This is a genomic window from Clostridioides difficile ATCC 9689 = DSM 1296 (genome assembly GCF_001077535.1).
Lineage (GTDB): Bacteria > Bacillota > Clostridia > Peptostreptococcales > Peptostreptococcaceae > Clostridioides > Clostridioides difficile.
In genome coordinates, this window is sequence record NZ_CP011968.1 from 2,770,962 (window position 1) to 2,786,962 (window position 16,001).

The window sequence follows — 16,001 nt, forward strand, 5'->3', positions numbered from 1 at the left end:
CGTTTAAGCTTAGAGCAGTTCCTTGATGAACAACACTTTGGAAACTGAATGATTTACATACCACTTAATACATTAACTCGATTTAACATTAATTATAATAATATTTAAAACAACAACTAGGGTATATAAGAATGAACTTTTTAGTTCTTTAATCATTTTTTTGTATAAAATCAAATCTATTTTTATAATTTCAACAATGAAAAAAGGCTTATCTCTATTTTGAGACAGCCTCATTTATTTTATAAATTTATATTTTTGTTCATATTTTTGAGTTATTTAACAACTATATTTACTAATTTTTTAGGTACAGCTACAACTTTAACTATAGTTTTACCTTCAACTAATCCTTTTATTTTTTCATCTTCTAAAGCTACCTTTTCCATCTCATCTTTAGATATATTTGAGTTAACAGTTAATTTTCCTCTAACTTTTCCATTAACTTGTACAACAACTTCTATTTCATCTTTTACTAAAGCTTTTTCGTCATATTTAGGCCAGTCTATATCAAATACACTTCCTTCTTTACCTATCATAGTCCATAGTTCTTCACCTAAATGAGGGGCAAATGGTGCAATTATAGTTACTATAGTTTGTACACCTTCTTTTATAACTGCTTCGTTTATATTATCTAACTCTTTATATTTATACATATCATTTATTAATTCCATAAGAGCTGATATAGCAGTATTAAATCCGAATTTTTCACTTAAATCAGCAGTAACTTTTTTAAGTGTAGAGTGTATAGTATATCTCATATCCTTATCTTGGGAATTTAATTCTCCAAACTCTACATCCTTTTTAACCACATCTGCTAACTCGTCAACCAATCTATAAACCCTATTTAAGAATCTAAAGCATCCATCAACACCTTGCTCTGACCAGTCCAAATCTCTTTCTGGTGGTGCTGCAAATAATACGAAAAGTCTTGCAGTATCTGCTCCATACTCATCTATTATATCCATAGGAGATACTGTATTCCCTTTAGACTTACTCATTTTAGAACCATCCATAAGTACCATTCCTTGAGTAAGTAAGTTTTTAAATGGCTCATTGAAGTCTACCATTCCCATACTCTTAAATGCCTTTACAAACCATCTTGCATAAAGTAAATGCATTATAGCATGTTCTACTCCACCTATATATTGGTCTACTGGATGCCATCTATTAACTAATTCCTTACTAAATGGTTCATTTTCATTATTGCTATCCACATATCTTAAGAAATACCAAGAAGAATCAACGAATGTATCCATAGTATCAACTTCCCTTCTAGCTGGTTTTCCACAGTGAGGACAAGTTGTTGACATAAATTGCTTTGAAGTCGTAAGTGGAGATTCCCCTTTTCCAGTAAATTCAACATCTGTTGGTAAAAGAACTGGTAAATCTTCCTTTTTAACTGGAACTATTCCACATTCATCACAATAAACCACAGGTATAGGACAACCCCAGTATCTTTGTCTTGAAACTAACCAGTCTCTAAGTCTATAATTAATTGTTCTCTTTCCTCTACCTTCTTTTTCTAACTTATCGATTATTCCTTCAAATCCTTCTGAAGCATCTAATCCATTAAATTCTTCTGAATTTATCATTTTGTTATCTTCTGTTATTACATCAATTATGTCTAAATTATATTTTTCAGCAAAATCTCTATCTCTTTCATCATGTGCTGGAACTGCCATTATAGCACCCGTTCCATACTCAACTAATACATAGTTAGCTATCCATAGAGGAACTTTCTTGCCATTTAAAGGATTTATAACATATCTACCTATAAACATTCCTTCTTTTTCTACATCAGCTGCTGTTCTTTCTATTTCTGTCATAGTATGCATTTTTTGAACAAAAGTTTCAACATCTGCTTCATATTCAGTCCCTGCAACCAATTCTTTAACTAATTCATGCTCTGGAGCAAGTACCATATAAGTAACTCCATAAGTTGTGTCTGGTCTAGTTGTAAATACTGTCATAGATTTATCAGTTCCATCTATATCAAAAACTAAATCTGCTCCTGTACTTTTACCTATCCAATTTTTTTGCATTGTTTTAACTTTTTCTGGCCATCCATCTAATGTATCTAAGTCATTAAGTAATTCTTCTGCAAATTCAGTAGTCTTAAAATACCATTGTTCTAAATCTTTCTTTAATACTGTTGCTTTACATCTCTCACATGCTCCTTGAACAACTTGCTCATTTGCAAGAACAGTCTCACAAGAAGGACACCAGTTAACATATGATTTTTTCTTATATGCAAGCCCATGCTCTAAAAACTTCAAAAATATTTCTTGTGTAAATCTATAGTATTCTGGAGTTGAAGTTGCAACTTCTTTATCCCAATCATAACTAATCCCTAATAAATTTAATTGCTCTTTCATTTCTTCTATATTTTCCATTGTCCATTTATGCGGATGTATTCCATGTTTTATAGCTGCATTTTCAGCTGGTAATCCAAAAGAATCCCATCCCATTGGATGAAGTACATTATATCCTTCCATTTTTTTGAATCTTGCGACAACATCACCTATAGAATAATTTCTAACATGTCCCATGTGTATTTTTCCAGATGGATAAGGGAACATTTCTAATGTGTAATAATTAGGTTTTTCAGTTTGTGCAGTATCCATTTTATACTGATTATTATCTTTCCAGATTTTTTGCCATTTCGATTCTACTTCTTTAAAATTATATACGCTCATATTTTGCCTCCTATTTTTAATTGTGTATAACTACCTTATTTAGTATTATTTACTTATAATTTCCAAATAATTCTTTGAAAATAAAAAATCCTCGTCACTAAACTTACGTTTAGGGACGAGGATAAATCTTCGCGGTACCACCCTAATTAGCCTACTACATATATAGACTCTCTTAGATAGCTTTTAATCCAGCCATGGAGAATAGATTTTAATCTAGTAAGTTCAAAGTTATATAATATTAGTTCTCACCTTCCACTAACTCTCTGAAAAAATATAATCTTTTACTGCTCTAGTCTATTCAATTTAATATAATTTTTGAAATTTTCTAATTATAATAACATATATTATCATGTTTATGCTAATGTGTCAATATCTATATAAGGTGCATCTTTCCATAATTTTTCTAAATTATAAAACCCTCTATTTTCCTCATTAAATACATGAACCATTATGTCTCCATAATCAAGGAGTACCCAAGTTTGAGTTCCTTGTCCTTCTTTACCTCTTGGCTCTAATCCTAGTTTTGCTAATTCATCTTCCACATTGTCAGCAATAGCTTTTACCTGTCTCTGAGAAGATGCTGTAGTAATAATAAAATAATCACACAAACTAGAAACTTTTCCTATATTTATTATAACTGTATCTTGACCCAGTTTATCTTCTATGGCATCATATGCTATTTTTGTCATTTGTTCCACTGTCATATAAAAATTCCTCACTTTCCTAATTAAAATACACTTAGTTATTGTAACATATTAATACGATTTTGTAACATAGTCAAATTTAAATTTATTAATATGTTTGCCTTTATATAGCTTTTTTATAATAACTTTTCTTTAATTAGATAGTTTCTTGCCATAACTGTTCTTGGATGTATCTCTTCTTTTTTATTGATGACAAACATTAAAGTATTATTAAAAGAAGTTAAAAGTGCTTCATCAAGCTTCCCTCCATATGCTAATTCTCTTAATGTATCTACAACTGGGAATTTTCTTCCTTCTTCAATTAAATCAGCTATGTAAATTATTTTTTCTAAAAGAGACATGTCCTCTCTCCCTGTTGTATGATATTTGATTGCATTTATAATATCTTCATCTTCTACTTCAAATTCATACTCGCATATGTACGCCCCAATTACACTATGAGACAAGGAACGATTTCCATCCTCTATTGGGTCTAAATATATTTCATACTTATTTACATAATCCTCTATTTCCTTGTCACTTAAATACTTTGCACAATCATGAATCATTCCTGCTAAGTAAGCTTTTTCTTTGTCACATCCATAAATCTCACATAATTTTTCAGCACATTTTGCAACATTTTTTGAATGGCTAAGCCTCCCCACTGGTAGCATTTGATTTAGTCTTTGGTTAATATTTTCTAAGTTCATTTAATCATCTCCATATTGATATAGTTTATTTTCATATAAATAATTTTCTACATTTTCGGGTACTAAGTAACGTATTGACTTGCCTTCATTTAGCTGTTCCCTTATATATGTGGACGATATATCCAGTGATGGAACATAAACTGTTATAATGTCAGCATTATACTTCTTAGTTAGTTTTTCTATAGTCTCTTGTGACCTTAACAAACTAATTCCTGGTCTAGTTGCGGCTATAAAAGTAGCTAACTCAAAGTTTTTCTTTACATCTTTCCACTCTTCAACACTACAAATTGCATCTGCACCTGTTATAAAATAAATGTCTGCATTTTTGTATTTTTTCTTTAAGTATTTTAATGTATCTATTGTATAAGTCCTTTTCTTTCTTTCGATTTCTACTTTTGAAACTAAAAAATCTTCGTTGCTTTCAGTTGCTAGAAGTGTCATATTATATCTATCATACTTATCTGTAGTGATACATAATTTATGTGGTGGATTTCCTGATGGTATAAAGATTATTTTGTCAATGTCATACTTATCTCTAATAAATTCTGCTGTTGCTAAATGAGCATAGTGTATAGGGTCAAAAGTACCTCCCAATATACCTATTTTGATTTTGCCTTTATGGCGATTAAATTTCTCTAGTTTTTCAGTATTTTTCAACTCTGCCATCTTAACTAGATTTTCACTTCTCATATTTTGTCTCCTTTTAATGTTATAATACTATTGTACCATTATTTTTTATTTCTTAAAGCTTATAATTTGTTTTTTTGGGTATATAATTATATTTATATGCTAAAAAACACTTAAAAAAATAATTATTTAACATGATTCTACTTTACTTTTTAATAAAAATAACTTTTTACTATTTTGTCTTAATTTTGATAAAATATAACATACAAATATAAGTTTTTTGTTAAATTTTATTAGTTGCTTTTGTTAATATAATTACATATAAAAAAGGAGGACTTATGGGTATAATTACAAAAATAGAACAACAAAAAAGAAATGATGATAGAGTTAATATTTATGTAGATGATAAATTTTTTATTGCTATATTTAAAGAACTTGTTTATACATTTAATTTAAAAAAGGGGAATGAAATAAATGAAGAAGAATTAAAACCTATTTTAGATGATGAAATGTATATAAAAGCTAAAAATAAAGCATTAAATATTTTATCTCATGCTGACCAATCTGAAAAAAAATTAAAAGAAAAACTATCATCAGAATTTGATGAAAATATAATTGAGAGGGTCATAGATTTTCTTAAAAGTTATAATCTCGTAAATGACAGTGTATTAGCTCAAAAAATTGTTAACACAAATGTTAACCTAAATAAATGTGGCAAAAACAGAATTAAGCAGAATTTATATAATAAAGGTATCAATAGAAGTACAATCAATGAAGCAGTATCTGAATTAGACAAGGACACTGAATTTGAAAATGCTATGTATCTAGCAAAAAAAAGGTATGAAAGAGTAAAGAAAGAAGATAAAAAGAAAATATATCAAAAAATTTCTCAACATCTTTCCTATAAAGGCTTTGATTATGATATTATTAAAAGAGTTTTAAACAAACTTTTAAATTTTGATGAATACGATATATAAGTATAAATACTAGGGAGGTAAATTATGAAATTAATCATTGGTGGCTTAAGCTTTTTATTAGGATTATATAATATATATCAATTATACAGAGAAGATAGTATGAGATAAATATTATTTTTTAGATGTAATATTTATTATGGAGGAGAAATACAATGAAAAGTCAAAAAAGATTTAAAATTTTAGATATTGATGTATACCTACAACCATTTGAATCTGATATAAAAAAGCGAATGAAACATTATGAGGATATGAAATCAAAAACATTGAAAAACTATAAAGATTTTAGTTCTTTTGCAAATGCTCATCTTTACTATGGATTTCATCAGACAAATGATGGATTCTTCTATAGGGAATGGGCTCCAAATGCAGATAGTTTGTCACTAATTGGTGACTTTAATAATTGGAATAGAAAATCTCATCCTCTAAGAAAAATTGGGTCTGGTAATTGGGAAATATTTATTCCTGGTCAAAATAGCTTACCTCACAAATCAGAGGTAAAGGTACAAGTTACTGCAAATGGAAAAACATTTGACCGTATACCATTATATATAAAAAGAGTAATTCAAAAAGATTTTGGTGGATTTAATGGACAAATATGGCAACCAAAAACTCCATTTATCTGGACTGACAATAATTTTGACTTAAAAAACATAACTTCTCCACTAATCTATGAATGTCATATAGGTATGTCTACTGAAAGCGAATCTATTGGAACTTATAATGAATTTACTGAAAAAATACTTCCTAAGATAAAAAAAGCTGGATACAATACCATTCAGCTTATGGCTATTATGGAACATCCATATTATGCATCTTTTGGATACCAAGTTTCAAACTTTTATGCAATCTCATCTAGGTTTGGTACTCCTGAAGACTTAAAAAACCTCATAAACACTGCTCATTCAATGGGGATTGCTGTTTTATTAGATTTAGTTCATTCTCATGCTGTAAAGAATACTTTAGAAGGAATAAATGAGTTTGATGGAAGTGAACATCAATTTTTCCACTCAGGTTCAAAGGGAAATCATCCTGCTTGGGGTACAAAACTTTTTAACTATGGTAAACCTGAAGTAATACATTTTTTGCTTTCAAATATAAAATTTTGGTTAAATGAGTACCATTTTGATGGCTTTAGGTTTGATGGTGTAACTTCAATGTTATATCATAACCATGGTCTTGGAGTTTCATTTGATAGTTATGAAAAATATTTTAGTATGAATACAGATATTGAAGCTATAACATATCTCCAATTTGCAAATGAATTAATAAAAGAAATTAAACCTAATTCGATAAGTATTGCAGAAGATATGAGTGGAATGCCTGGTATGTGTATCCCTATAAAAGACGGCGGAATTGGATTTGACTATAGACTTGCAATGGGAGTACCTGATTTTTGGATAAAAACTATCTCTAACTTATCTGATGAAGACTGGGATTTGGGAAAAATGTGGTATGAACTTACTACTAGACGACCTGGAGAAAAAAATATAGGATATTGTGAATCCCATGACCAAGCATTAGTTGGCGATAAAACAATTATTTTTTGGCTAGCTGACAAGGAAATGTACTGGAATATGGAAATAAACTCAAATAACCATGTTATCAATAGAGCAATATCTCTTATTAAATTAATTAAATTAATAACTTTTTCTCTAGCAGGTGAAGGATATCTAAATTTTATGGGAAATGAATTTGGACATCCTGAGTGGATTGATTTTCCACGAGAAGGCAACAATTGGAGCTATAAGTATGCCAGAAGACAATGGAGCCTTTCAGAAGATAACAACTTAAAGTATAAACAATTATTAAATTTTGATAAATCTATGCTCGAACTTACAAAATACAGTGATATTTTTATCCAAAATAGTCATGAACTTATACATATGGATAATGATAAAAAGATTTTGGTGTACAGTAAGGGCAAATATTTATTTATATTTAATTTCCACCCTAATCTAATACAATCAGTTGATATTTCAAAGTTTCAAAATACAAACTACAAAACGATATTAAATACTGATATGGTAGAGTTTGGAGGAAACACAAAAAAAGAAAACTTAAGAGATTATGATGTATACTTTAACTCAACTCCTCCTTCTTCTAAAATGCCTATTGCCTCTCGTACAGCAATAGTGCTTTTAGATAATGGTATTTAAATATGAGCCAAATATATTAGGAAACTGCAAATATAGTCCAGTATAAGGCAAAAAAATAAAATAATGAAAGCATGGCAATATACCTGTTCAACATGCTAAAAAGACACATTGACAAATCATTATGTATTTGCTAAGATAAACATACCAAATGATTGTTTTGAGGAGTGAGCTTTTTGGGAAGAAAAAAAGAACCTGATAATACTATACAAAAAATACTTGATATTTCACATAAGTTATTCTTAGAAAAAGGGTATGAGCAGACAACGATTCAAGACATTGTAGATAATTTAGATGGCCTTTCAAGAGGTGCTATTTATCATCACTTTAAATCAAAAGACGAAATAATTAAGGCAATCACAAGTCGGTTGTATAATGATGGATTTTATGGGTATGAGGTAAAAAATGATGAAGGAAAGACCGCATTAGAAAAATTACAATATAGGTTGCTTCATGCTTATGAACAACACAATAAACAAGACATTTTTTTAATGTCATCATCACTATTGCGTAATCCTAAGTATTTAGCTACGCAGTTTGATGAGATTATAAATGATATTGTGCCTTGGATAAAAGCATTGATTGAAGAAGGAAATCAAGATAATTCTATGGAAGTTAAAAATCCAGAGATTGCTGCTCAAATGTTTGGTTTTCTTCTAAACACATGGTGTATTCCAACAGTTTATCCAGGTAATCCACAACAGATGATAGAACGTTTTACTTTGTTTGGTGAGCAAGCTGCTTTTATGGGTATTTCTTTTATGAATGATAAGATAATGTGTGAATATCAAAAATTTGTTAATAAATTTTCTAAATAGTAAATATAAAACTGCCTTAATATCGGCAGTTTTATATTTACACAAAACAAACATTTAGTTGGTATTTTTAAAAATTTAATTTATTTCAGTACATGCAAAAGGAGGTTGCTATGAACAAACTAATTAAAGATTGTGTAAACTTTTTTAATGATTGTGGCTTTTCATATTCAATATGTGGTGGATATGCCCTAGAATTATTTGCGAATATGCATATTCGCCCACACAGTGATATTGACATATGGATTTCTGACACAGATAAAGAAAAGAGCATTCAGAGTATATGCTTAATCAAGGATGGGATATATATGAGCCCTTGGGTAATTATTTATTACGACCTATTATCGACCTTAACAAGCAACATATAGAGCAAATTTGTGTTTTTGCGATTAAGCCTGATTGCTCATTTATTGAATTAAAAAAAGTCGAGGATGATAACTATAAAATGAATATACAGTGTGACGAACAGTTACAGTTCGATTTTATTGAATTGATACATAATCCACAGAAAGATGGAAAATTTCTTTTTTCCCAAAATCAAAGAATTATAAGAGATATGGATAAGGCCAGACTGATAACATCAGATAATATCCCATATATGGCTCCCGAAGTGGTTTTGTTTTGCAAATCAATATACATAGATAGGCTTGGTTATCAAAAAGACTTCGATGTAACAGTCCCACTATTATCACAAGAGCAAAGGGATTGGCTTGTAAATGCTTTAATAACAGCATATCCAGATGGACATGCATGGATTGACCAATTGGCAAATCAGTATTAAGACTTTTAGCTCCCGAATATGACATTATGATAATCCACACTCTAACAGTTTGTTGGTTTTTCTAGTATATAACACTCATATTAAAATAAACACTAAAAGCCAAATAACAATTTAAATACAAAATGTTATTTGGCTAATTTAGTTTGATACTATTTAACTATCTTTTACATTCAGTTCTATAATTTCCAACTTTTAATTTGTGGTATTATATTCATCTTAACAGTTTGATTCTTTAAAGCTTTTCTAAATTTCTCAGTTGAAGAATCTTTAAACATTTTACTAGAAGCACTCTTGAGGTCTTCTATAGATTCCCAATGTTGTATCATAATCCACTTTTGAGACTTTTCATCATATAAAAGCTCAGTATCAATAAAACCAGATTGAATAGAATGAAATTTTAATTCTAAGTCATTTACAATTTCTATAAACTCTTCTTTTGATAAATTTTCTTCCACATTAAACTCAACTATTTCTGTAATAATTTTCATATGTAAAACCTCCAATTTATTTTCCTATATCATATCAAAAAATAAATTGGAGGTATTGTAAAAAATCGACAGTATAATTATAAATAGCTGTACTTTATATTTTCTTTAATCGTCTTATTCTCACCAATAAATTTAATTGGTGACGTCCCTGAAAATTTTTTAAATTCTTTTATAAAGTGTGCTTGGTCATAGTACTCATTTTCATAAATAAAATCAAAAAGTTCATCATCTTTATAATTATAAATAAGTTGATTACTTGCCATTTTAAATCTGTAAATTCTCTTTAAAATCTTAGGTGTATACCCTGTATATTTTAAACAGATTCTTTCCAATGTTTTAATATTTATATTTGTATCATCACAAAATGCCTTTATATTGCTATATCTATTAACATATATAAATGAATTTAGAAGCTTTACATATTTATTTGAAATTAAATCTTCTTCTAATATGGATAATAATACTTCTTCTAAATATAAAACAATTTTTTCTACTGATTGTGTTGGACTTAATGACTCTTCCAATTTTTTTGCAAATAGCTGTGATACTACTTCTAAGTCAACAATTTGTCTGTTAAACTCTGAAATTGGTATCTTTAAAAATGGATATAAACCAAATGGATAAAAAGAAATCCCTATAACACGTATATTTCCATGTTGAATAATAAATCCATGTTTATCCCTTATTCCATTAAAATGCATATTACTAGCAGTATAGTCTTGATTTTCAATTTTATATTCCATAACATCAGAAAGATTGAGAATAATATCTATACTGTCTGTCGGAAGTAACTTATTATTTAACAGTATATTTGATTTTGTCTCAAAATACCAAATAAACTTTACCCACGGCTTTAAACGAACATTTTTGATTGAATATCTTGTAACTGATAACATTGTGAACTAACCTCTATACTAAAATTTTTTAATTATGTACTCCATCCTAATATTATACAGTATAATTTATGCTATCATAAATTTTAGTTCACTTTATATTTATTTTATACAGTTTTTCAATACCTTAGAAATAGGAAGCGCTATTATAAGACCTATCAATACTTGCATTAAATTACCTGGTATTGAAGTAAGAGGTACTATAAAATTACCATAAAGTATAACTTCTGTTACATAATATCCAAATAGCATCCAAATTGATGAGACACATATTCCTATTACATTGATTAAAAAATTATTCCCATTATTACCATTTGCCCATGCAATCTTTCCAAGTAAATAACCCATAACTCCTCTAACTATAAAGGTAAACGGTGCCCATAAAGTCCACCCAGATATCAAATCAAAAAGTGACATACCAATAGCCCCTGATAAAGCACCTTTTTTACCTCCAAATATTATTGCTGATATGAACAACATTGCAGTTCCTAAATGCACAAGCCCACCATTTATAGATATTGGTAATCTTATGTTTATAAATTTAGTTGCAATAAATACTAATGCTATTAATAGTGAGGTTTCCACCATGTCTTTCGTTGTAAATTTTTGCTTAGCTGTAACTTCCATACTATATCCCCCTATCTATTAAAAATAATACTTATTAAATAAATTTAACAAATTTCCATTTCCTTTGAATCCTAGTGCACTTAAACTTTTATCCAAAACATTTAGTACATGTTCTATTTTATTTAGATTTGCATTCTCTCCCATATGACCTATTCTTAAAATAGTATCCATATATTGATTTAGTGATGTTGCAACAAGTGTATTATAATTTTTAAGCATATAATCAGTAAGTTCTAAAGCTCCTATACTTTCAGGAACTTTTATAGCTGTGACTGTATTAGAATATCCTTCTTCTAAAAATAGTTCTAGACCATATTCCTCAATAGATTTTCTAACACTATAAGCTATCTTTTCATGTCTATTTAATACATTTTCTATTCCTTCTTCTAATATATTATCAAGTGCTTTATCAAGCCCCATTATGTCACTTATTGGCATTGTATAAGGGAAGTATTTTTTTTCATAATAGCCTTCCCATATATTTAAATTACAATAAAAACCTATTACATCAGTTTTTCTATTTTTTATACAATTTTTTGCATCTTGACTTATTCCGACTATAGTAAGTCCTGCTGGTGCAGAAATAGCTTTTTGTGAACCACCTAATATTATATCTATTTTAGATTCATCTACACTTAATCTTTCTCCTACCATACCTGCTACAGAATCAACTACAGTTAATATTCCATATTTTTTAAGTAATGGACATATTTTGCTTACATCATTTAATACGCCAGTTGGAGTATCACAATGCACTACTGTTGCATATTTAAAATTACTATCCTCATCTAAAAATGCTTTCAATTCATCAATATCTATACTTTTAGTATATTCACTTGAAAAAAGCACATACTCCCCACCATACATTGTTACAAAATCTTTAAAACCTTCTCCATATATACCATTATCAATTACAAGTACTCTATCTCCTTTTTCTGTAAGTGATGCACATGCTGCTTCAAGACCTAATATTCCTTCACCACTCAATATGTAAACATCGTTTTTTGTTCCAATTATATTACCAAACTTCTCGCATGTCTTTTTATAAAATTCAACAAAATCAATATCTATATCTGGATTTGTTGTTTTTTCTGCTCTTGCTAATCTTACATTTTCCCTAGTTTCAGTTGGTCCTGGTGCATAATTAATCTTCTTATTCATATATATCAGCTCCTATTTATTTTCTATACGATTATTATACAAAATTTTCATTTTATATGGTACAATTTTATACTTTTTTAGAATTGTACCGGTACATTTTCTAACATGAATAATATCAGTATATTAGATATATTATTGATTACATAATAAAATACAGAGCAAACATCTGTTTAAATTGTTTGCTCTGTACTATGCTTTAACCTATTTAATTATGAATTTCTTTAACTATATTTTTTTATATGTTTTTTGCTAGTTAAACTAACCATAAATATTTGCATTTTATTCACTGTATCTTACTCTATCAATAAGAGATTCTTTATTAAAACTTCGTCCTATCAAATAAGTTGTTATAAATTGAGCTATAAGAATACACACAATCATCAACAAGATTGGTACTATTGGCAAAGAATATGTTGCATAAGATAATCCAGTCTTTTTTAGAAATATAACAGCAATATACCCTAATATACCTCCAAATAGAATACTTCCTATCATCATTCCAGAAGTGTAATACATTGCCTCTGAATTAAGCATTTTCACTAATTGTTTATTAGTAAGACCAATAGCTTGAAGCATACCAAGTTCTTTTTTTCTAGTAACTATGCTAGTTATCATTGTGTTGACAAGATTCATAAATCCAATCACACCTATTATGCCTGTTAGCGTATATCCCATTATCTTTATAAATGAAATAGTAGCCTTATTTGACTCAATTCTACTATCTATAAAGTCAGTCTCTAAAAATCCATTATTTTTAGCAATCTTCTTGATACTATCTTTGATTTCTTGATACTTTCCTTCTTCTGTATATATTCCCAAGCTACTAGTTGAATCGTATTTCAAAGTTCTATCTATAAAATCTTTCCCTATACCAAAACTTGGAACCCCCATAGCTATTGCTTGAACTTTAAATTCTTTTTTTATCTTTTTATCTCCATCATATAAAGTTAATCTTATTTTATCTCCTGCTTTTACTCCCATTTCTTTTGCTGTATCAACATGAGTAATTACTATTTCATCTCCAGTTTGAAGTCTTTCAAGATTTATTTTTCCATCTATTATATTCTTGTTTAATGATTTTACATCATTTTCATTTATACTTTGTAAAAGGTCATACTTAAATTCAACATCATAGTCCTCCATACCAATTTTTACACTTCTTGCAGATTCTATTCTTTTAATTCCTTCCATGTTCTTTATTTGATTAAAAAAATCTTTACTTAGAGGATTATCCATTTGTAAAATATTCAAATTATCTTTAGGATTTTTATCACTGTTCATTTCATAACCAGATAGTCTAACTTCTATATCATAAGGAAAGTGTTCTCTTGCCATTTTCTCAGCATCAAAACTTTCTAAGGCAGTTGATACTGTTATAAATATAGTTCCACTAAGTATAAGTGATGCCAATGTCATGTAAGTACGTTTTTTATTTCTTTCTAAATTGGCATGTGATAATCTCTTTAGATTTATATTTTTATATCCTTTTCTCTTACTCTTATTACTTATTTTATTTCCTGTATATCTTACTGCGTCAACAATGGATACTTTTGATGCTACTTTCATTGGTTTTAAAAGTGATAAAACAACAGATATAAAGCTTATTACCACAACCGATAATATAACTGGTAATCGTGATGATTTTACATCTATATCCATAAATGATTTTATTATAATATTTGCAAGTACATAGCCTAAAATTATTCCTATTGGTATTGCTATTCCGGCTAATATGAACCCTTCTTTAAACACTATATTTTTTATTTGTTTCTTAGTTGCACCAATTGCTCTAAGTTTTCCAAATTCTTGAACCTTTGTAACTATTGAAATATAAAATATATTGTATATTACTAAAATACTAGATAATACAATTACTAACCCTACAAAAACTCCACCCATAATCGTTTCCATATCTGGTTTTAAAGCATTTATATAATTTTCATTTACAGCAGTATTAATAGTATCCAGTCCTATATCATTAGCAATTTTATCTAATTTTTCTTTTGCTTGCTCTATTGATAAATTACTTTTATCATTAAATTTCACATAAATATTAAAATCTTCTTGTGACATATCTCTAGTATTTCTCATATATGATTCTGATATAATAGCATAATAATATTTACCTGCTTCAGATATTTCGCTAGTTTTTAAGATTCCACTTATAATGAACTCTTTTTCAATTTTTTTATCATTTTTATAGTCATCATAAGATATTTTTATCTTTTCACCTAAATCTTTATTTTTATAACCAAGTGCCTTTAAAGCTCCACTATCTAACACAATTTCATTCTCTTTTGATGGCAATTTTCCTTTGATAAATTCAAAACTATTTAATTTCAAAGCATCTTCATTCATGTATGCTAGAGAAATATTTGAATCATCTTCCAGTTTTTCAACACCTACTCCATTCATTTCACCAGTTAATTCAACATCTGCATGATTACTCAATATATCAGCCTGTTTTTCATCTACATTTGCTAATATACCTTGATAATTACCTGAATACTTTATAGTGTTTTCTTTTTGATATGCTCCTGCATCAACAATATAAATTCCAATAGAAGAAAGCATTAAGGTTGAAAGTATTATAGTAATTATTATTAGAATACTTTTTGATTTATTTTGCTTTAAATTACTTTTTGCTATTTTAGTAGTATTAATCATTTTTATCACCAACCTTTGACACCCTGCCATCTTCTATGAATATAACTCTATCAGCCATTTGGGCTATACTGTCATCATGAGTTATCATAACTAGAGTTTGACTGTACTTCTTAGACATAGATTTTAATATACTCATAACCTCATCAGACGTTTTAGAATCTAGGTTTCCAGTTGGTTCATCAGCAAGTATTATAGCTGGTCTTGTAGCTAATGCTCTTGCTATTGCCACCCTTTGTTGTTGACCACCTGATAATGTATTTGGTAAAACGTCGTGTTTATTTTCAAGTCCTAATGATTTTAAAAGTTCTTTTATAAAAGATTCATCTACTTCTCTACCATCTAAACCGATTGGCAACACTACATTTTCCCATACATTAAGAGATGGAATTAAATTATAGCTTTGAAATATAAACCCTATTTTTCTTCTTCTAAATACAGCAAGTTCTTCTTCTTTTAATGTAAATATATTTTTATTATCTATATACACCTTCCCAGATGTAGGTATATCAAGACCTCCAATCATATGCAAAAGTGTACTTTTTCCAGAACCTGATTTTCCTATTATTGCAACAAATTCACCTTCATTTATTTCTAAGTCAACATTGTCCAAAGCTCTTACTAAGCTTTCTCCTTTTCCATAATGCTTTGATAAATTTTCAGTATATAGTATTTTCATAAAATTATCCTCTCATTCTAAGTTATATTACTCCATATTTTATTAATTTT

General features: G+C 28.5%; 15 protein-coding genes and 1 other annotated feature. Of the genes, 5 read left to right on the top strand and 10 right to left on the bottom strand.

Going from position 1 to position 16,001, the window contains the following annotated elements; genetic code table 11:
* Positions 1-272 precede the first annotated feature (272 nt).
* The 4 genes from leuS to nadD all read right to left on the bottom strand — a co-directional run bounded on the left by leuS (position 273) and on the right by nadD (position 4,776).
* Positions 273-2,693, bottom strand: a complete 2,421-nt coding sequence (gene leuS, locus CDIF1296T_RS13315) for a leucine--tRNA ligase (protein WP_009897713.1) — start codon at positions 2,691-2,693, stop codon at positions 273-275.
* A 108-nt stretch (positions 2,694-2,801) separates the two neighbouring features.
* Positions 2,802-2,994, bottom strand: a binding site (T-box leader).
* Between the two features lie 52 nt (positions 2,995-3,046).
* A complete protein-coding gene (gene rsfS / locus CDIF1296T_RS13320; protein ID WP_003416416.1) occupies positions 3,047-3,397 on the bottom strand; it encodes a ribosome silencing factor in 351 nt (116 codons plus the stop codon).
* 116 nt (positions 3,398-3,513) lie between these two features.
* Positions 3,514-4,086 carry a bis(5'-nucleosyl)-tetraphosphatase (symmetrical) YqeK gene (yqeK, locus tag CDIF1296T_RS13325; RefSeq protein ID WP_003431048.1) on the bottom strand — a complete coding sequence of 191 codons (573 nt, stop codon included), beginning with the start codon at positions 4,084-4,086 and terminating at the stop codon, positions 3,514-3,516.
* Complete coding sequence (nadD, locus tag CDIF1296T_RS13330; RefSeq protein WP_003416411.1) at positions 4,087-4,776, bottom strand: nicotinate-nucleotide adenylyltransferase; 690 nt, start codon at positions 4,774-4,776, stop codon at positions 4,087-4,089.
* Between the two features lie 275 nt (positions 4,777-5,051).
* Between nadD and recX the strand changes: the two genes are divergently transcribed.
* The 5 genes from recX to CDIF1296T_RS19770 all read left to right on the top strand — a co-directional run bounded on the left by recX (position 5,052) and on the right by CDIF1296T_RS19770 (position 9,439).
* The gene (gene recX / locus CDIF1296T_RS13335; RefSeq protein ID WP_004454825.1) at positions 5,052-5,690 is read left to right on the top strand and encodes a recombination regulator RecX; all 639 of its coding nucleotides are present in this window, start codon (positions 5,052-5,054) and stop codon (positions 5,688-5,690) included.
* Between the two features lie 152 nt (positions 5,691-5,842).
* Positions 5,843-7,846 carry an alpha-amylase family glycosyl hydrolase gene (locus CDIF1296T_RS13340; protein WP_009897716.1) on the top strand — a complete coding sequence of 668 codons (2,004 nt, stop codon included), beginning with the start codon at positions 5,843-5,845 and terminating at the stop codon, positions 7,844-7,846.
* A 164-nt stretch (positions 7,847-8,010) separates the two neighbouring features.
* On the top strand, positions 8,011-8,661 hold the full coding sequence (locus CDIF1296T_RS13345) for a TetR/AcrR family transcriptional regulator (protein ID WP_004454828.1): 651 nt from the start codon (positions 8,011-8,013) through the stop codon (positions 8,659-8,661).
* A gap of 110 nt (positions 8,662-8,771) precedes the next feature.
* The gene (locus CDIF1296T_RS19765) at positions 8,772-9,026 is read left to right on the top strand and encodes a nucleotidyltransferase domain-containing protein (protein WP_225722728.1); all 255 of its coding nucleotides are present in this window, start codon (positions 8,772-8,774) and stop codon (positions 9,024-9,026) included.
* Positions 9,027-9,103: 77 nt separating this feature from the next.
* The gene (locus CDIF1296T_RS19770; protein ID WP_225722729.1) at positions 9,104-9,439 is read left to right on the top strand and encodes a hypothetical protein; all 336 of its coding nucleotides are present in this window, start codon (positions 9,104-9,106) and stop codon (positions 9,437-9,439) included.
* Positions 9,440-9,615: 176 nt separating this feature from the next.
* Here the strand turns inward: CDIF1296T_RS19770 and CDIF1296T_RS13355 are convergent, their stop codons facing one another.
* The 6 genes from CDIF1296T_RS13355 to CDIF1296T_RS13380 form a co-directional block, all read right to left on the bottom strand.
* Entirely contained in the window at positions 9,616-9,927 is a 312-nt protein-coding gene (locus tag CDIF1296T_RS13355; RefSeq protein ID WP_003431059.1) for an antibiotic biosynthesis monooxygenase, read from the bottom strand.
* A 77-nt stretch (positions 9,928-10,004) separates the two neighbouring features.
* A complete protein-coding gene (locus CDIF1296T_RS13360; RefSeq protein ID WP_009897722.1) occupies positions 10,005-10,823 on the bottom strand; it encodes an AraC family transcriptional regulator in 819 nt (272 codons plus the stop codon).
* A gap of 99 nt (positions 10,824-10,922) precedes the next feature.
* The gene (locus CDIF1296T_RS13365; RefSeq protein ID WP_009897724.1) at positions 10,923-11,447 is read right to left on the bottom strand and encodes an ECF transporter S component; all 525 of its coding nucleotides are present in this window, start codon (positions 11,445-11,447) and stop codon (positions 10,923-10,925) included.
* A gap of 18 nt (positions 11,448-11,465) precedes the next feature.
* Complete coding sequence (locus tag CDIF1296T_RS13370; RefSeq protein ID WP_009897726.1) at positions 11,466-12,608, bottom strand: pyridoxal-phosphate-dependent aminotransferase family protein; 1,143 nt, start codon at positions 12,606-12,608, stop codon at positions 11,466-11,468.
* 279 nt (positions 12,609-12,887) lie between these two features.
* Complete coding sequence (locus CDIF1296T_RS13375) at positions 12,888-15,275, bottom strand: ABC transporter permease (RefSeq protein WP_021363739.1); 2,388 nt, start codon at positions 15,273-15,275, stop codon at positions 12,888-12,890.
* The gene (locus CDIF1296T_RS13380; RefSeq protein WP_004454838.1) at positions 15,268-15,951 is read right to left on the bottom strand and encodes an ABC transporter ATP-binding protein; all 684 of its coding nucleotides are present in this window, start codon (positions 15,949-15,951) and stop codon (positions 15,268-15,270) included. The genes CDIF1296T_RS13375 and CDIF1296T_RS13380 overlap by 8 nt, the downstream gene beginning before the upstream one ends.
* Positions 15,952-16,001: the final 50 nt, after the last annotated feature.